21 protein-coding genes are annotated in these 18,415 nt (G+C 41.2%); 19 read left to right on the plus strand and 2 right to left on the minus strand.

Annotated elements, in window-relative coordinates:
* Positions 1-31: 31 nt before the first annotated feature.
* The 10 genes from cheY to CWB78_RS09030 are packed head-to-tail and all read left to right on the plus strand — an operon-like array spanning position 32 to position 8,817.
* Positions 32-415, plus strand: a complete 384-nt coding sequence (gene cheY, locus CWB78_RS08985) for a chemotaxis response regulator CheY (protein ID WP_008112210.1) — start codon at positions 32-34, stop codon at positions 413-415.
* A gap of 16 nt (positions 416-431) precedes the next feature.
* On the plus strand, positions 432-1,205 hold the full coding sequence (locus CWB78_RS08990; RefSeq protein ID WP_075169677.1) for a protein phosphatase CheZ: 774 nt from the start codon (positions 432-434) through the stop codon (positions 1,203-1,205).
* Positions 1,206-1,219: 14 nt separating this feature from the next.
* Positions 1,220-3,445 carry a chemotaxis protein CheA gene (locus CWB78_RS08995; protein ID WP_054201712.1) on the plus strand — a complete coding sequence of 742 codons (2,226 nt, stop codon included), beginning with the start codon at positions 1,220-1,222 and terminating at the stop codon, positions 3,443-3,445.
* Positions 3,446-3,498: 53 nt separating this feature from the next.
* Entirely contained in the window at positions 3,499-4,635 is a 1,137-nt protein-coding gene (locus CWB78_RS09000; RefSeq protein ID WP_054201711.1) for a protein-glutamate methylesterase/protein-glutamine glutaminase, read from the plus strand.
* A complete protein-coding gene (locus CWB78_RS09005) occupies positions 4,628-5,392 on the plus strand; it encodes a flagellar motor protein (protein ID WP_054201710.1) in 765 nt (254 codons plus the stop codon). Before CWB78_RS09000 ends, CWB78_RS09005 begins: the two co-directional genes overlap by 8 nt.
* Positions 5,393-5,397: 5 nt before the next feature.
* Complete coding sequence (locus CWB78_RS09010) at positions 5,398-6,357, plus strand: flagellar motor protein MotB (protein ID WP_138595136.1); 960 nt, start codon at positions 5,398-5,400, stop codon at positions 6,355-6,357.
* Between the two features lie 12 nt (positions 6,358-6,369).
* Positions 6,370-7,140 (plus strand): ParA family protein, encoded by a 771-nt coding sequence (locus tag CWB78_RS09015; RefSeq protein WP_055013038.1) that lies wholly within the window; start codon positions 6,370-6,372, stop codon positions 7,138-7,140.
* A gap of 3 nt (positions 7,141-7,143) precedes the next feature.
* Entirely contained in the window at positions 7,144-7,878 is a 735-nt protein-coding gene (locus CWB78_RS09020) for a CheW domain-containing protein (RefSeq protein ID WP_138570494.1), read from the plus strand.
* 21 nt (positions 7,879-7,899) lie between these two features.
* Positions 7,900-8,397, plus strand: a complete 498-nt coding sequence (locus CWB78_RS09025; protein WP_008112225.1) for a chemotaxis protein CheW — start codon at positions 7,900-7,902, stop codon at positions 8,395-8,397.
* Between the two features lie 18 nt (positions 8,398-8,415).
* Positions 8,416-8,817: a DUF2802 domain-containing protein gene (locus CWB78_RS09030; RefSeq protein ID WP_054201706.1), complete on the plus strand. Its 402-nt coding sequence runs from the start codon at positions 8,416-8,418 to the stop codon at positions 8,815-8,817.
* A gap of 27 nt (positions 8,818-8,844) precedes the next feature.
* Here the strand turns inward: CWB78_RS09030 and CWB78_RS09035 are convergent, their stop codons facing one another.
* Both CWB78_RS09035 and fliK read right to left on the minus strand, forming a co-directional pair.
* Positions 8,845-9,153, minus strand: a complete 309-nt coding sequence (locus CWB78_RS09035) for an EscU/YscU/HrcU family type III secretion system export apparatus switch protein (RefSeq protein ID WP_054201705.1) — start codon at positions 9,151-9,153, stop codon at positions 8,845-8,847.
* Between the two features lie 2 nt (positions 9,154-9,155).
* Entirely contained in the window at positions 9,156-11,318 is a 2,163-nt protein-coding gene (gene fliK, locus CWB78_RS09040; RefSeq protein WP_138595138.1) for a flagellar hook-length control protein FliK, read from the minus strand.
* 113 nt (positions 11,319-11,431) lie between these two features.
* On the opposite strand from fliK, the gene ccmA reads away from it, so the two are divergent.
* From ccmA to ccmI, 9 genes are read left to right on the plus strand one after another with little or no spacing between them, the layout of a single operon-like run.
* Positions 11,432-12,052 carry a cytochrome c biogenesis heme-transporting ATPase CcmA gene (gene ccmA, locus CWB78_RS09045; protein WP_075169671.1) on the plus strand — a complete coding sequence of 207 codons (621 nt, stop codon included), beginning with the start codon at positions 11,432-11,434 and terminating at the stop codon, positions 12,050-12,052.
* Complete coding sequence (gene ccmB / locus CWB78_RS09050) at positions 12,052-12,738, plus strand: heme exporter protein CcmB (protein ID WP_054201703.1); 687 nt, start codon at positions 12,052-12,054, stop codon at positions 12,736-12,738. The genes ccmA and ccmB overlap by 1 nt, the downstream gene beginning before the upstream one ends.
* Before the next feature lies 1 nt (position 12,739).
* Complete coding sequence (locus tag CWB78_RS09055) at positions 12,740-13,477, plus strand: heme ABC transporter permease (RefSeq protein ID WP_036985043.1); 738 nt, start codon at positions 12,740-12,742, stop codon at positions 13,475-13,477.
* Between the two features lie 2 nt (positions 13,478-13,479).
* Entirely contained in the window at positions 13,480-13,683 is a 204-nt protein-coding gene (gene ccmD / locus CWB78_RS09060; protein ID WP_055013035.1) for a heme exporter protein CcmD, read from the plus strand.
* Positions 13,680-14,159, plus strand: a complete 480-nt coding sequence (ccmE, locus tag CWB78_RS09065; protein ID WP_075169670.1) for a cytochrome c maturation protein CcmE — start codon at positions 13,680-13,682, stop codon at positions 14,157-14,159. Before ccmD ends, ccmE begins: the two co-directional genes overlap by 4 nt.
* Position 14,160: 1 nt before the next feature.
* Entirely contained in the window at positions 14,161-16,122 is a 1,962-nt protein-coding gene (locus tag CWB78_RS09070; protein ID WP_138595140.1) for a heme lyase CcmF/NrfE family subunit, read from the plus strand.
* Positions 16,119-16,691, plus strand: a complete 573-nt coding sequence (locus CWB78_RS09075; protein ID WP_036933069.1) for a DsbE family thiol:disulfide interchange protein — start codon at positions 16,119-16,121, stop codon at positions 16,689-16,691. The genes CWB78_RS09070 and CWB78_RS09075 overlap by 4 nt, the downstream gene beginning before the upstream one ends.
* The gene (locus tag CWB78_RS09080; RefSeq protein WP_055013033.1) at positions 16,688-17,149 is read left to right on the plus strand and encodes a cytochrome c-type biogenesis protein; all 462 of its coding nucleotides are present in this window, start codon (positions 16,688-16,690) and stop codon (positions 17,147-17,149) included. Before CWB78_RS09075 ends, CWB78_RS09080 begins: the two co-directional genes overlap by 4 nt.
* Positions 17,150-18,406 carry a c-type cytochrome biogenesis protein CcmI gene (gene ccmI / locus CWB78_RS09085; RefSeq protein ID WP_010387952.1) on the plus strand — a complete coding sequence of 419 codons (1,257 nt, stop codon included), beginning with the start codon at positions 17,150-17,152 and terminating at the stop codon, positions 18,404-18,406.
* Positions 18,407-18,415 lie beyond the last annotated feature (9 nt).

The following is an 18,415-nucleotide window of genomic DNA, read 5'->3' on the forward strand; positions in this document are numbered from 1 at the left end:
AATAAAGGTTCAGGCCTCACTGGAGGATGTTTTGGATAAAAACATTAAAATTCTTGTTGTTGATGATTTTTCGACGATGAGACGTATTATTAAAAACCTGTTGCGCGATTTAGGTTTTACCAATGTTCAAGAAGCAGATGACGGGTCAACTGCTTTACCTATGTTACAAAATCAAGCGTTTGATTTTGTTGTAACAGATTGGAATATGCCAGGCATGCAAGGTATTGATCTTTTGAGGGCAATTCGAGCTGATGAAAAATTAAAGCATATTCCTGTTTTAATGGTGACAGCAGAAGCTAAAAAAGAACAAATAATTGCTGCTGCCCAAGCTGGCGTTAATGGTTACATTGTTAAACCATTTACTGCAGGTACATTGAAAACTAAATTAGAAAAAGTGTTCGAACGCTTAGGTTAATGAGAGGGAGAGGCTTATGTCAGCACCTGCTGCGCCTCAGATTACTTTAGAACAAGCTCGCCAGTTAGTGGTTTTTTTAGAAAATGGTGAGCAAGATAAAGCGAATCAGTTAATTTTAGAAACAGCTTCACAAGAGCAATCACAGCTATTTGCTGAGGTGGGTAAGTTAACGCGTCAACTGCACGAAGCTTTAAAGAGTTTCGAGTTAGACACGCGTTTAACAGATATTACCACTGATGCCATCCCTGACGCTAAAAAACGCCTTAACTACGTCATGGAAATGACAGAAAACGCAGCCAATAAAACAATGGATGCGGTTGAAGCAAGCTTACCATTAGCACAAGAAATTGCTGACGAAATAGCTGACATCAAGCCAACGTGGGATCGCTTAATGAACCGCGAAATAGAGCTTGGTGAGTTTAAGTCACTTTGCCATAGTATTGATAAGTTTATGAACAGCTCTCATCATAAAACTGATGAGTTGCAAATGTTGATGACCAATGTATTGATGGCTCAAGACTATCAAGATTTAACTGGTCAGGTTATTCGTCGTGTTATTGAACTTGTGCGTGAAGTTGAAGAAAGCTTAATCCACTTGTTAACTGCATTTGCAGCACAAGGTGAAGTTGAGCCAACACAACTGACCGAACAACCAGAAGAAACAGAAGATTCCATTGTTGCACAAACACTAGCAGGCCCAGAAGGGCCTATTATTGATAAAGAATCGCGTAATGATGTTGTATCTGATCAAGATGAAGTTGATGATCTATTATCAAGTTTGGGCTTCTAATAGGAGAGTACTGCATGAGCTTTGAAGTCGATGAAGATATTTTACAAGACTTTTTAGTAGAGGCCGGAGAAATCCTTGAGCTTTTATCTGAACAGTTAGTAGAACTGGAAAACAACCCAGATGATACTGAACTACTAAACGCAATATTTCGTGGTTTCCACACTGTAAAAGGTGGCGCCGGCTTTTTGGCAATGACAGAGCTTGTTGATGCATGTCATGGTGCTGAAAACGTGTTTGATTTATTGCGCCAAGGTGTAAGAACAGTTAACTCTGAATTAATGGATGTAATTTTACAAGCACTCGACACCATTAATGAAATGTTTGCCACAATTAAAAATCGTGACCAACCAGAACCTGCTGATCCAGAGTTACTTGCAGTCCTTCATAAACTTGGACAACCACCAACGGCAGAAGAGCTTGCTGGCGATTCTGTAGTTGAAGACACAGCCCCTGTTGAAACTCCCTCGGTAGAACCTGAACCTGTAGCTGAGCAGCCAAGCAATGATGCGGAAGAAGATCCGTTTGCTTTTGATGAATTATTTAGCGGCCCAGATAGCAGTAGCTCAGACTCTCAGATTGATGAAATAACTGAAGATGAATTCGAAAGCTTACTTGATGAGTTACATGGTAAAGGTCAAGCTCCACAAGAAGAACAGTCCTCATCAAGTGATAATGATGTCAGTGGCGATATAACTGACGATGAATTTGATAGCTTATTAGATGAGCTTCATGGTGTTGGTAGTTTTGGCGAAGTCACTCAAAACGCCCCAAGCACACCACAGCAAGCACCATCGGCTCCTGTGGCTTCACAAAATAACGACTCAAGCGCGAGCGATGATGAAATAAGTGACGATGAATTTGAAGCTTTGCTAGATGAATTACATGGCAAAGGTGCACCTAAATCGTTAGAAACATCGGCTCCAGAAAGTAAACCTGAGCCAGTAGCCGCAAACAAGCCTGCGCCTGCTGCGCCAAAACCTGAGCCTAAACCGGTACCAAAAGCAGAGCCTGCAAAGCCGGCACCTTCTCCACAGCCAGCTAAGGCAGCGCCGCCTAAAAAAGCAGCGCCTCCACCGGCGGAGACAACAGTACGTGTTGATACCAAACGTTTAGACCAAATAATGAACATGGTTGGTGAATTGGTACTTGTGCGAAATCGTTTGGTAAGCTTGGCAACAAACTCTGACAGCGAGGCTATGGGTAAAGCTATTTCTAATTTAGATGTAGTGACTGCTGATATCCAAGGTGCGGTAATGCAAACACGAATGCAGCCAATTAAAAAAGTGTTTGGCCGTTTCCCCCGTGTAGTACGAGATTTAGCACGAACGCTGCAAAAAGATATTAATTTATTACTTGTTGGTGAAGACACCGATTTAGATAAAAATTTAGTGGAAGCATTGGCAGATCCACTCGTGCATTTAGTGCGCAACTCAGTGGATCATGGCATTGAAATGCCAGATGTTCGTGAAGCATCGGGTAAACCTAGAACCGGTACTGTTACTTTATCAGCGTCTCAGCAAGGCGACCATATCCTGCTTACCATCCAAGATGATGGTGCCGGTATGGATGCTGAAAAGCTTAAAAAGATTGCGATTAGTAAAGGGGTGCTTGATCACGATCAAGCGAGTCGCCTTTCTGATACTGAAGCGTATAACCTTATTTTTGCACCTGGTTTTTCAACTAAAGAAGAGATCTCAGATATTTCTGGCCGTGGCGTTGGTATGGATGTGGTTAAAACAAAAATCACTCAACTCAATGGCTCAGTGAATATTAAATCAGAGATGGGCGTAGGTACTACTTTAGAGATTAAAGTACCGCTGACACTGGCAATACTGCCTACCTTAATGGTAGTGGTAGGCGAACAAACCTTTGCGTTGCCGCTGGCGGGTGTAAGTGAAATATTCCATTTAGATTTAACAAAAACCAATGTGGTTGATGGTCAGCTTACTATAATTGTTCGTAAAAAATCGATTCCATTATTCTACCTTGAACATTGGCTCATCAAAGGGGCCGATAGAGGTCAGCGAAAAGCACAAGGTCATGTGGTTATTGTACAAATAGGAACTCAAAAAGTGGGTTTCGTTGTTGACTCGCTTATTGGTCAAGAGGAAGTGGTAATTAAGCCTTTAGACGCATTACTTCAAGGTACGCCTGGTATGGCAGGTGCAACAATCACCTCTGATGGTGGCATTGCACTGATATTAGATGTGCCAAGTATGTTAAAGCATTACGCTGGATAATTAAAAGTAGGCATATATTTTATGCCTACCCATTCATTGAATAAGAGAGCGAAATGGCTGTTAAAGTTTTAGTAGTTGATGATTCAAGCTTTTTTCGCCGCAGAGTGAGTGAAATTCTTGAACAAGACAGCGGCATTGAAGTTATAGGTTTCGCTGTAAATGGTCGAGAAGCTGTCGATAAAACAGCTCAATTGCGACCTGACGTGATCACCATGGATGTTGAAATGCCGGTGCTTGATGGTATTAGCGCGGTCAAAGAGATCATGGCGAGTAACCCCACTCCTATTTTAATGTTCTCCTCGTTAACACGCGCAGGCGCATCTGCCACCTTAGATGCACTTGATGCCGGCGCGATGGACTTTTTACCGAAAAAGTTTGAAGATATTGCTCGTAATAACGACGACGCAATAAAGCTATTACAAAATAAAGTTAAAGAAATAGGCCGCCAGCGAATTGGTAGAATTACCAGAGCGCCTGCTGCTCCAAGTATTAAACCAGCGCCAAGCACTTCTGAGCGCTTTGCTAATAAGCCTATAGTGCAACCTGATCGTAGCTTTAAAAGCGCAAACCCAACGCCTTCTAGTAGCGCATCAACACGTGCTAGTGGTAAGCAATATCAATTAATTGCTATTGGCACATCAACAGGTGGCCCGGTTGCACTACAAACTATATTGACTCAGTTACCTGCTAATTTCCCACACCCAATACTACTCATACAACACATGCCAGCAGCATTTACACCTGCGTTTGCAACCCGATTAGATAGCTTGTGTAAAATTAAAGTAAAAGAAGCACAGCAAGGCGATAGACTGCAACCAGGCTGTGCTTATTTAGCGCCAGGCGGTCAGCAAATGATGGTAGAAGGGCGAGGTTCAAACAGAACATTACGCGTATTTGAAGATAAAAATGAACGAGTTAGCTATAAGCCTAGTGTGGATATTACCTTTGCTAGTGTAGCAAAAGCGTATCAAGGCGATGTACTTGCCATTATTTTGACTGGTATGGGCGCAGATGGTCGTGACGGTGCTCGCATGCTTAAACAAACTGGCGCTACAATTTGGGCTCAAGATGAGAAAAGTTGTGTTGTATATGGTATGCCGCAAGCAGTAGCTAGTGCTGGGTTAGCAAATGAAAGCATAGGCCTTCATGATGTGGCGGTGCGCTTAAAAAGAGAGGTTGGCTTTGGATAAGCTTTCTATTTTAGGGTTATTGGTTGCATTAGGTGCTATTGCAATCGGTTATTCTTTAGAGGGAGGTGTGGTATCTGCGCTGTTTAATGGGCCAGCACTAATTATTGTATTAGGTGGCACATTGGGGGCGGTGATGCTGCAAACATCAGCCAATACTTTTAAGAAGATGCTCAGTATTACTCATTGGGTTTTTGTTACTGATGACCACAATATTGAAGATGCCATTGAGCAAGTCAAGCGCTGGTCGCACAAAGCTCGCCAAGAAGGCTACTTAGCGCTAGAAAACGAAGCGCTTACTCACTCTGATCCCTATGCCACTAAAGGACTGAGTTTATTAGTCGATGGTTGCTCAGATCAAAAGCTTCGCGATACCCTTGAAATAGATTTATTACTCGAACGAGAACGATTGCTTGAAGCTAGCCGTGTATATGAAGCGATGGGAGGCTACAGCCCGACTATCGGTATCCTAGGTGCTGTGCTTGGATTGATTCAAGCTATGTCGTTTATTAATGATCCTGAGCAATTAGGAACGGGCATTGCCACGGCATTTATTGCTACTATATATGGTGTAGGTTTAGCTAATTTACTATTTTTGCCCATGGCCAACAAATTAAAGCAACGTGTTGAGCAAAAAATGCTTTACCATGAAATGCTAGCTGAAGGCGTTATTGCCATTAGCCAAGGTGAAAGCCCTATTAATATAGAATTAAAGCTTGAAGCTTACCGCGTCGAACGTCCTATTCTACAGGCCCATTAGCGGTTATGTTGCGCCGTCGCTTACGTCATCAAAACACTAAAAGCCAACACACTGAGCGTTGGCTAGTTTCTTATGCAGATTACATGACCATTATGTTCGCATTTTTTGTTGTATTGTATGCCATTGCAATAAACAAAGAAGACAATATACAAGTACTATCTGATTCCCTGGAGCATGTTTTTGATAAGTCAGCGAAACAATTTTCTCAGCAAGGTAAAGGGGTTAACGGCGACGCTTTGTTGCTTGAAAGAGTGACTCCAGAGGCTGAGGTTTTATATGGCGAAAGTATTCAAAAACAAGAACAAGGACCGGTATTGCTCGATGGCCAAAGTGACAATAGTAATATCAGCCAACGTCACTTAGGCAAGCCACTCGATAGTTTATTAGTTAAGCTACAATCGTCACTTATTGATGAAATACGAAGTGGCGAGGCAAGTTTAGAGCTCAGTCAAGATTGGTTGGTTATTGAGCTTAATTCAGGGCTGTTGTTTGCCAGTGGAAGTGCTGTTGCGCATAATCAAGCCAAAGAAGTTGTAAAAAAGATTGAAGCAATAATTGCACCTGTCGATAACTATATAAGAGTGCGAGGATACACAGATAACGAAACCATTCGCAATGAAATATTTCGCTCTAATTGGGAGTTGTCGGTGGCACGTGCAACATCAATATTAGTTGAATTAGAGCGCTTAGGTATTCAATCTGCGCGCATGGCAATTGAGGGATATGGCCAATATTCACCTTTTGCAGATAATGATACCGAAGCTGGGCGGGCTGAAAACCGCAAAGTGGTGATTGCGCTTTCTAAATACGGCTTGGTTTCAGAGTCATCGAATGAGGCTACTGAGCAGCAAGTTTCTGAAGCATCTAAACCAACTGAAGTTGAGCTGCCTACTCAAGACGATACAATAAAAATAATTCGCTTAGAGCATGGTGGCATTCGTGTTACCACGCGTAATGAACAGTAATTAGGATGTAATGTGAAAATCTGGACAGTAGCCAATCAAAAAGGAGGGGTAGGCAAAACCACTACAGCGGTTAGCCTTGCTGGGATCCTTGCGCTTCAAGGTAAGCGAGTTTTACTGATTGACACCGATCCTCATGCATCATTAACTTATTACTTTGGTATTGATTCTGAAGATTTAGAGGTTAGTGTTTACGATATTTTCACTCGCGGATCGAGCATGAAAAGCGAAGAAATATTGCAAGCATTATGTCCCTCAACCATAGAAAACCTTGACATTTTACCTGCCACCATGGCGATTGCTACACTTGACCGTAGCATGGGTAATAAAACGGGGATGGGCCTGATTTTAAAAAAAACATTGGCTAAAATTAGCGAGTATTACGATTACGCAATTCTAGATTGTCCGCCCGTTCTAGGGGTGCTTATGGTCAATGCCCTAGCAGCTTGTGAAAGAGTGTTGGTGCCAGTACAAACTGAGTTCTTAGCGCTCAAGGGGCTTGATAGAATGATGCGGACTATGGAGTTAATGCAAACCTCGCAAGCGAAAAGCTATGAATATACTATAATTCCAACTATGTATGATAAGCGTACCAAAGCGTCACTTGAGGCCTATAAAACATTACAAGATACGTATAAAGAAAAAGTATGGCCAGGTGTTATTCCTGTTGATACTAAATTTAGAGATGCGAGTTTAGCGCAAAAAGTGCCTATCGATTTTTGCCCTAATGCGCGTGGAGTCTATGCTTATAAAGCATTGCTTGAATATTTAATAAAACAAGGTTAATAAATGAGTAAGCAATTATTTGCTAATGAAAAAGTAGTCACTCAGTATTTAGGGGCGTTATTATCTGATGACGCACCAGCGAAAGACCTTGAGCCTGTTGCTAAATTGCTTGAGCAGGTAGCTTATGAAGAGCAAAAAGAGCAATCACTGCAGGTTGAGCCTGTAGTCGAGCCGGTTGTTGAAGTTGAAAAGCTCAATGAGCAGGTAACAAATGTAGAAATAGAATCTCACCAAGCGCAGCAGCTTGAAACTGAACATGATGTAGCACTTGGTAATGAAGCTGAATACTTTGATGGTGAATTTCAGGCATTATTTTTTGAAGTAGCAGGACTCACTTTAGCCGTGCCATTAAAAGCGTTAGGCGGTATACATGAGCTTGGAGAAGTGAATCATTTATTTGGTAAACCTAAGTGGTTTAAAGGTGTCATGATCAATCGAGAAGAAAAGCTCAATGTTGTTGATACCGCGCGCTGGGTTATGCCCGAAAAATACGATGAACAGTTAGAAGCGTCTTTAAATTATCAATATCTAATCACTTTAGGTGATAGCAAGTGGGGTTTATTAGCAGAAAAACTAATAAATAACATTACATTGAGTAAAGAAGATGTAAAATGGCGTACAAATAACAGTAAGCGCCCATGGCTTGCTGGAGTAATTAAAGAAAAAATGTGTGCTTTAATAGATGTTAATAATTTAAATGCACTATTAGAGAAAGGCTTAGATAGCCGTCACAAGTAATGACCATTACGAGGTAAGAGCATGAGTGAAGATAAATTACTGTCAGCTAAAAAAAATGCAGATAATAATGATGAAATTTTGCAGTGGGTTACGTTTAAGTTAGAAGATGAAACCTATGGCGTGAATGTAATGCAAGTGCAAGAAATACTGCGTTACACCGAAATTGCTCCTGTTCCAGGTGCGCCTTCTTATGTGATTGGTATTATTAACTTACGTGGTAATGTTGTTACCGTTATTGATACTCGCTCTCGCTTTGGATTACCTGATATTGAAGCGACCGACAATTCACGTATTTTGATTATTGAAGCTGAAGAGCAAGTGATTGGTATTTTAGCCGATAGCGTTTCTGAGGTTGTGTACTTACGTAGCTCTGAAATTGACAGTGCGCCAAATGTAGGTACTGAAGAAAGTGCCAAATTTATTCAAGGTGTATGCAACCGCGATAATGAGCTGCTTATTCTAGTTGATTTAAACAAGCTACTTAGTGATGACGAATGGGATGAGTTAAGCGATATATAAGCTTCTCTACATAAAATTATGTTATTACTTGGTATTGCAATTGCGGGTTTGGCATTTGGGCTATTCTCGCTGCTGTTAATTGTGATGTTTAAAAAGCGTTATGCGAATGAGCTTGGCGCACAATTACAGCAATTTAAAGATTCATCAGAGCAGATTAATATTTTACGTAGCGAAGTCTCTGAGTTACGAACTGGGTTAATGAGTATTGGTAAACGAGTGCTTGAGGTAGAACAACAAAACCAAGAGCTGATACAGCAACAAGCTGCTCAAAAATACGATGACCCTGATGCTAAAATATACTCTCGAGCGGTAAAAATGGTTGAGCTAGGAGCTGATTTAGATGAGGTTATTCGCGAGTGTGAATTACCCCGCGCTGAAGCAGAACTGTTATTTTCTTTACACAAACAAAAAGGCGCTTAGCGCCTTTTTTGTTTTTATCATATTGGCTCATGCTTTTATATTGAGCTTTCCTTGAAAGTCCTGCCATCCGGGCGGGAATTTCCCTCTTACCACATATGAAAAAGCAATCAGTTCAGCAATAACAAAGTAAAGCTCTTTAGGGATCTCTTCGCCAAGCTCTAATTTCGAAAGTGTATTTGCAAGTGCTTCATCCTGATGGATTAAAATACCTTTATCTTTAGCTAGGGCAATAATTTCATCCGCCAATTCTCCAAACCCTTTAGCGCTTACGGTGGGTGAATTACCCGTTTCGTAGAGCAGTCCAATTGCTGAATTGTTTTTAAATGAATCCGTCATGGCTAAACCTTAATATTTATAATGGCATGGGATTGGTAAAATGCTTGATGGTTGTCATCTGCGCGTTTCAAATTAAGATCGCCGACTTGTAAGCCCTGTTTTGCTAGTTTTGAGCGTAAATTATCAAGGTGTGGATGAGCCAACGCGCTCACAGCTTGAGTGGACGCTAATAACTGACAATCTAATGCTTTGTCCATCAACTCTGCGGTTATTTGCAGCTTACCTAGTTCAGCATAATCAAAATTTAATCTTACAAACCACACGTTTTTATCCGCTAATTTGTCATTGTTTGGCTTTTTATATTGTCCTAACGATATTTCTGTTTGTGCCGCCTCTGGTGGCAGTTTCATAGGCAATAAAAACTGCACTAAGGAGTTAGTGTCAGGCTGCTGGCTCAAAACGGGAGCTTGCACTTGGCTTAAGGTGTTTTTAATTTGTGTTAATTCACCTGCTAATGCTTGCACTTGTGGTTGCTGTAACTGTTCTAATAACTTATTGGTATTATTACCGGTCTTGAAGCTTGGTAATAAAACCTGAAGTAGGGCCTCTAAACCGCTTTGATTATTAATGCTAACGGCAGTTGGGTTTTGGTTAATAATCGGTGCAGCTAAAATGCTTAATGAAAGTTGTTCTACACCTCGATTAAACGAGCTCTGCAAAGTGTCACTGGTTAGTTGCGTCGGCTTTATAGTGCTGAGTATTTCACGTTGTATGGTGGTCGGGTGTAAATTACTTTCTGACAACATACGGTTAAAAGCTTGATTAACCAAGCGGTTTAAGTCAGTACCCTGATCTGCCGCCTTAGTTACGATAGTGTTTAGTTGGCTGCTTAGAACGTGTTTGCTTGCTTCTTTTTGCTCTATTGGAGCGGTTGCGGTTTGCTTTAAAACGGTTGCTAATAATAGCTTTTCCAGCGGTTGTAAATGATTAACGGCTGCTAAGGAGCGATTAGCTGTTTGTGCTGATTGGGTAACAACAGGGTGCAAGTCTACGGATGTTGATAACGTCCGCTGTTGCCATAAAGAGATACTGGTTTTTAGCTGCTGGGTTAGTTGCACTAAAGGGGGGGCAGTTCCTAAAGGGCTTTTTAATTGCGTAATGTCTATTTTTTGCGTTGGTGTGAGCCATTTTTGTTGTTCATTAACAACATTTGGTTTTTGAGATACGTTTAATGCAGTGGTAAATGGCTTGCTTTCAAAATGTTTTACTGCATCTAAAATACGCGTTTTAAAATCAGCAAAACTGCTTTTTAGCCATGATTGAATTGGACTATTAACGGTACTAAGTGGATGAGGCTTAATTTTTTGCGAATCGATAGCAACTTGCGGTTGCTGTGACAGCATCTCATTAAATGGTTTGCTAAATGAGTTTTTAAGCTCCACGGTTATATTTTGATAAGCGGTTTTAATTAATAGTTTATCTGCTTGACTGCTAATAGTTACCTTAGTCGGCGCTGTGGGTAGTTCAGATAACTGTTGATGGCTTAAGCTAATATTTAACGAGCTTTTTGCGGTATTTGGAGTTAGCACCGCAAACTTGGGCATTGCATGAAGCTGAGCATGACCTAAATTGTTAGCAACTAATTGTGTTAGTTTTGCCTGGCTTAAAGGTTGAGAATGTACAATGTCAGCAAAACGATTAATGATATTTAGCCGTGTACCTTTGCCATCAGTCTCAATTATGCCTTTTAATAAGGGTTCTTCGGCCAGTAATTGCGCTATTTGTTTATTAATGGCGATGCTGGCATTAAATTTTTCAATCACCAGTTTTGGCGTTGGCTTTAAAGTAACTTGTATCGATAGCGGGTTGTTTTGAATATCACTTTGAGTGTTTATAAAGTTTAAAAACCGCTGTAACTGTTCTGGTTGTTTAATTGATAAGGTACTGTTGTTAGGAATAATGGTTAAGCTTTTACCATCTGCACTTAGCTGTATGTTAGCGCTTGCTATTTTTTCAACATTTGTCGGTGCATCATTAACAGTGAGCCGAATTGTTTGCCAATGCTTATTCATAAATACATCAAGCGTCACTGAATCTTTAGAAAACTGAATGTTTTTTGCTGCTAGTACTTCAGGCGGCAGTATTGGTAACGCAGTTTTACCCGAATCGGTTGTTTGATTACTAACCTGTGGGTTAGTCACTGTAATGTGCGTTGGTGTATTCATTATTTTATATCAAGTTTTCTGTATTTTAAGTAAATCGATTCTAAAGCAATATTCGTATTACCCTATCATTATGGTAGACTTACCGCTAATTTTTGGCAGAGAGAATCGTCATCTTGTTACACATTAAGTCCGTTACTTGTATCAAGCAAGAGCGTTGTTTGTTTGATGAACTTAATTTTAGCCTTAAAAGCGGTCAAATCATGCAGTTAGCTGGTCCTAATGGGGCTGGTAAAACATCATTATTGCGCATTATTGCCGGTTTTTCGCTGCCTGACGAAGGTGATATTTTATACCGTAATCAATCTATCAAAAAATATTATGACGAATACGCCAGAGACTTATTATTTATAGGCCATAAAACCGGAGTTAATGTACAACTTAGTGCACTTGAAAATGTAGCACATTGGTTGGCTATTAATGGTTATGTAAATACACCTGATTTATATCCTTTGTTAAGTAAGTTAGGTTTGGTAGGGCTGGAAGATGTGCCCGTAAGAACATTATCGGCAGGTCAGCAAAGACGGGTGGCTTTAGTTCGTTTGTGGTTATCTGAAGCCAAGTTATGGATTTTAGATGAACCTTTTACAGCGCTCGATAAAAGTGGGGTTGCCTTTTTGCAGCAACGCTTTACCGAGCACTTATCAAAGGGGGGCGCTATTTTGTTAACAACACACCAAGACCTAACCACCCACTTTAGTGACTTACAGACCTTGACTTTGGAGTACCGCCACTAATGACAAGACAGCACTCATATTGGCAGTTATTTGTCGCGGTATTTAGCAAAGACGTTAAGCTCGCTTTTCGTCAGCGCGCTGAAATAGTTAATCCTATCTTGTTTTTTTTAATTGTTATCTCGTTATTTCCACTAGCGATAGGGCCAGAACCTGGGTTGTTATCAAGAATGGCACCGGGCATTATTTGGGTTGCGGCTTTATTATCAACCATGCTTGGACTCGATAAGCTATTTAGAGATGACTATAACGATGGCTCTTTAGAACAACTCATTGCTTCCTCTTACCCTTTATCATTAACCGTATTAGGTAAAGTTGCGGCTCATTGGGTGATCACCGGTTTACCGCTAGTGCTAATGACGCCTTTATTTGCTTTACTACTAAATTTAGAAACGACGGCCCTAATGGCCACGTTATTAACGCTATTATTGGGAACTCCTTTATTGAGCTTTATTGGCGCGATAGGAGCAGGCCTAACGGTGGGATTACAAAAAGGCGGTATTTTAATGAGTTTACTCGTTTTGCCTTTGTATATCCCGGTTTTAATTTTTGCAACTTCCGCTATTGATACCAGTACTATGTCGCTGGATTACAGTGGTCAGCTTGCAATCCTAGGTGCCATGTTAGTCGTTGCGATTATTAGTGCGCCAATTGCCATATCATCAGCATTAAAAGTGAGTGTAAGTTAATATGTGGAAGTGGTTACATCCGTATGCGAAAGCAGAGCGAGCATATCAATTATGCAATACTCTACTGCCATATTTTGCAGTAGTTACGGTCGTTAGTATGATTGTTGGTTGGGTTTGGGGATTAGGTTTTGCCCCTGCTGATTACCAACAAAAAGACAGTTACCGTATTATTTTTATTCACGTGCCCTCCGCTATTTTATCTATGGGCGCATATTCATCAATGGCGATTGCTGCCATTGTTGCCTTGGTATGGCAGTTACGTAATGCCGAGCTTGCGGTAATTGCAATCGCGCCTGTTGGTGCGTGTATGACAGCAATTGCTTTAATTACTGGTGCTGCATGGGGTAAACCAATGTGGGGCGCGTGGTGGGTATGGGATGCTCGGCTGACTTCTGAACTTATTTTATTATTTTTATACTTAGGGGTGTTGTCTTTGTACCATGCCTTTGAAGATAAAAAGTCAGCCGGTCGCGCCGCGTCTATTTTAGCTATTGTTGGAGTGATCAACTTGCCTATCATCCACTTTTCGGTGGAATGGTGGAATACCCTGCATCAAGGGGCGAGCATCACTAAGTTTAACCGCGATGCGGTTGACCCAAGTATGTTTTGGCCGTTAATGATTAATATTTTAGCCTTTGCCGCGTTTGTTGGTACTGTGACTTTAATTCGTCTTAAAAATGAAATTTTACACCGTGAAAAGCACCGCCCATGGGTGCGACAGTTGTTAACTAAGGGGTAATTATGCAGTTTGACTCGTTTTCAGATTTTATTGCAATGGGAGGCTATGGCTTTTATGTATGGCTTTCTTTTGGAACATGCGCATTGATTTTATTAGGTATTCTATTCAGCTCACTACGCGATAAAAAACAAATTTTAGCGTCGATTGAGCAGCAAATAGCGCGTGAAACTCGAATTAAAAATTCTAAGCAGGAGCAAACCTCGTGAACCCAAGACGTAAAAAGCGCCTTTTGGTTATTATCGCCGTACTCTTTGGTATTGGCGGATCAATTGGTTTAGTGTTGTACGCCTTACAAGAAAATATTAATTTGTTTTACACCCCCAGCGAATTAATTGATGGTAAAGGTCCTAATAAAGAAAAGCCGTTTGTAGGCCAAAAGTTGAGAATTGGCGGCATGGTTGTGCCAGGCACTGTGATCAGAAATGAACAAAGCTTAAAAGTAAGCTTTAAGCTGATTGATACGGGGCCATTGGTAACGGTACGTTATCAAGGTATTTTGCCTGATTTGTTTCGTGAAGGACAAGGGATTGTTGCGCAAGGTGTGTTAGTAGAGCCTAACGTGATTGAAGCATTTGAAGTGTTGGCCAAGCATGATGAAGAATATATGCCGGCGGAAGTTGCTGAAGCTGTAAAAGGCATTAAGCACGAAAAGCCAAAATATAACTTAGATAGTGGGAGTTAATATGATCCCTGAACTTGGTTATTTTTCTTTAACATTGGCCATGGTGCTCAGTGTGCTGTTGTGTATTTTTCCACTTTGGGGAGCACACACAGGAAACCTTCGTTTGATGCGTGCGGCGCCATCATTAGCGATTGGTCAATTTGCATTTGTTGCGTTGTCGTTCGCTGTACTTATCTATGCCAGCTTAACCGACGACTTTACCGTATCTTACGTTGCTTATCATTCAAGTAGCACTTTGCCTTGGTATTATAAAATCACCTCTACTTGGGGCGGACATGAAGGTGCTATTTTACTGTGGTTATTAATGCAAGCAGGGTGGACAGCCGTTGTTGCTATGCGTTCTAAGTCACTACCTTGGATACTTCGTGCTCGCGTTTTGGGTGTGCTTGGCTTTTTAGGTGTCGGCTTTATGATGTACACCTTACTGCTCTCAAGTCCGTTTGAGCGTTTATTGCCCTATTTTCCTGTTGAAGGGCGAGATTTAAACCCATTATTACAAGACCCAGGGATGATCATTCATCCACCATTACTTTACATGGGTTATGTAGGTCTTTCTGTGGCTTTTTCATTTGCTATTGCCGCGCTGTTAACTGGTAAACTCGATAATACCTGGGCTAAGTGGTCACGCCCATGGACAATGACAGCATGGGGCTTCTTAACATTAGGTATTACTATAGGCAGTTGGTGGGCTTATGCAGAACTTGGCTGGGGTGGCTGGTGGTTTTGGGATCCAGTTGAAAACGCATCACTTATGCCATGGTTAGTGGCAACTGCTTTATTACACTCTTTAAGTGTGACTGAAAAGCGCGGTGTATTTAAATCATGGACCGTATTATTAGCAATTGCTGCTTTTTCATTAAGCTTACTGGGGACTTTTATTGTTCGCTCAGGGATTATTGTCTCGGTGCACGCCTTTGCAACCGATCCGGATCGAGGGCTGTTTATCCTTGCCTTCTTAGCTATTGTTGTTGGCGGCGGCCTAGCGCTTTACGGCTTGCGTGTTTCACAGGTTAAAAGTGAGGGGCGTTATAAGTTTGTCTCTCGAGAAGTGGCACTTTGGCTAAATAATATTTTCCTAGTGGTTGCTACTTTAATTGTACTATTGGGTACTTTATTACCTATGGTGCACAAAGAAATGGGCTTAGGCAGCATTTCTATTGGCGAACCTTTCTTTAATGAAATGTTTGCCATTCTACTGGTGCCATTTGCGATTTTAATGGGCATAGGGCCATTTTTGCGCTGGAAGCAAAATAAATGGGCGTTTTTACAAAACAAAATATTTGCTGGCGCACTAGTCAGCGTCGTTATTACTTGTGCGTGGCTGTTTAGCAGTTATGAAGTAGTTACGCCGCTCACTCTGTTAGCAACTACGTTAGGTGTATGGATATTTATTGCTACCTTTATCGACCTTTACACCAAGGCTGCTGTTCATGGCTCACTTAAGCTCGGCATCAAACGCTTAGGTTTAAGTTATTGGGCTATGGTGCTTGGCCATGTTGGTTTGGCCTTTGTTATTGCCGGTATTACGCTTACTTCGGCGTATTCAGTTGAGCGTGATGTATCAATGAAGCCTGGTGATAGCGTACAGCTAAATCAGTATCAATACCGTTTTGAAGGCGTGAAGACAATTCGTGGTGCAAACTATAGCGGTCATGCGGGTGTGGTAACAGTACTAAAAGAAGACACAACAATTGCGCGTCTTTATGCAGAAAAACGCCGATACGACATTGGTATGCAGTTTATGACTGAAGCAGCAATAGATGCTGGGTTTACTCGCGATTTATACCTCGCCCTTGGAGAGCAATTAAGTGAAGGGGCATGGTCATTACGTATTTATCACAAGCCGTTTGTGCGTTGGATGTGGATCGGTGGTGTTTTGATTTCACTTGCTGGGTTTGTGATTTTATTTGATAAGCGTTATCGCGCTTCACCTCGCAAAGATGAATTAGAGGGGGCGTTATGAATCGCAAATTGATGGCAATAGTCCCTTTATTAATTTTTATCTTTATTTGTGTGTTTTTATACCAAGGGTTGTTTGCTAACCCTCGGGAAATACAAACAGGGCGCATTGGTCAAACCGTACCAACATTTAACTTGCCTGATTTAATGCAAGATAATAAACGTTGGACTGATGAGCAGTTAAAAGGTGACGTGTATTTATTAAACGTGTGGGGCACATGGTGCCCAACGTGTTTAGCTGAGCTTGATTATTTAACTAAGCTTCGCGAACAAGGCATTAAAATTATCGGCTTGTATTATGTTCAAAGTTACGATGCCGATTTTGATGGCCCGTTTGATATGCAAGCACTGCGTGACGATGTCAGTAATATGCTTGCGCGCGCCGGTGATCCGTATCAGTTTAATATTTTAGATTTAGAGCGCTCTTTGGCGTTAGACTTGGGTGTGTCTGGAGCACCAGAAACATTTTTAGTTGATAAAAATGGCACTATTTTGTTACACCACACCGGTGATATAAACCCTCGAGTTTGGCGCGCTAAGTTTGCGCCTCTTATGCAGGAGCTGCAGCCATGAGATTGTTTTTATTAACCCTTAGCTTATTTATTAGTTTAGCAGCGTTTGCTCAGCAAGATCGTTATCAGTTTGATAGCAATGAACAAGCGATTCGTTTTGAAGAGCTAACTAAAGAATTACGCTGCCCTAAATGTCAAAATCAAAACATTGCTGATTCAGATGCCGTAGTTGCAAAAGACTTGCGTGAGCGTGTATTGGCGTTAGTAAAAGATGGTAAAAGCAAAGATGAAGTCATTGACTATATGATTGACCGCTATGGCTACTTTGTTCATTACGATCCACCAGTAACGCCGGCTACGTTAATTCTGTGGGTGTTACCAGTACTCATTGTAATAATAGGCTTTGGTTTTATTGTTATTCGCCAACGTAAAGCGTCGGTAAAACAAACATGGAGTGACGCTGATGAAGTGATGCTCAATAAGTTGATTAAACAAAATAAACGTCAGGAGCAAAGTTAAATGATTTTAATGTGGGCGTCTTTTGCTTTACTCACACTCATTGCATTGCTGTTTATTATTGTGCCTTTTTTAAAAAAAGAGCGCGTAGTAACTATTACTCACAACGCTAATGCACAGCTTATCAGCATTTATGAGCAGCGTTTAGTTGAACTGCAGGCTGATTTAGACAATCAACGTATAGACTCGCAAAACCATAACGAGGCTATTATTGAGCTAAAACGTCGTTTGCTTAATGAATTATCGCCAGAAAAGTCACTAAACAGTCGTGGTGATAACCGTATATTTGCTTTAACAGGGGCAGCGTTTTTAATTGCATTAGCAGGTATATTTTATGCGATGACAGGCAGCCAACAACAAATTTCGGCGTGGCATGATGCAATGGACAACTTAGCCGATTATGGTCAACGTGCCGTAATGCAAAAAGGTGAGCCGTTATCTAAAAATGAACTTCAAGCGTTTGCATTGGCACTGCGTACAAAGTTAAGTCAAAGCGGTGATGATGAAGTAGCTTGGATGCTGTTAGGGCGTGTCGCTATTATGCTTAATGAGTTTGACATGGCAAAACAGTCATTTGATAAAGCATTGTCAATGAACCCTGATAATATGCAAGCTTTGGTGAGCTACTCGCAGGTATTACTACTTGAGGGCAGTGATGAGAATATGACTCGCGCAGCGGGTATGCTTTCTAAAGTGCTACAAGCGCAGCCAAATAATCTCGATGCGATTTCGTTACTTGCGCTGATTGCCTTTGAGAGAAAAGATTGGGTACAGGCAAAAGCTGCATTTGAGGTACTTCTTGCCAGTATGGACGAGTCAGATACGCGTTATGCTATGATTTCTGAGCGCATTAGTGAAATCGATGGTCAAATAGCTCAGAAAAGCGAGCTGAATAATCACGAGCTGCAAGTTGTTCAAGGAATTCAGGTCACGGTTAAGGTTGACGAGCAACTCGAAGATAAACAGCCCAGTAACGGTATTTTGTTTGTGTTTGCTAAAGCTTCTGAAGGTTCACCAATGCCTTTAGCCGTTGTTAAATTGACTGACTATAGCTTTCCAATCACCGTTGAGCTGAGCGACGAGAACGCCATGATGGCAGGGCTAAATTTATCCAGTGCTAATGAAATTGTTATTTCTGCGCGTATTTCTAATGATGATTCAGTGATGCCAAGTACTGGTGAGCTTGAAGGCCACTCTGAAGTACTGCTTCGTAAAGATGTGCGACAAGTGCAACTGAACATTGATACATTAATACCTTAAGGATTTGAG

Source organism: Pseudoalteromonas sp. S1612, assembly GCF_005887175.1.
GTDB lineage: Bacteria > Pseudomonadota > Gammaproteobacteria > Enterobacterales > Alteromonadaceae > Pseudoalteromonas > Pseudoalteromonas undina.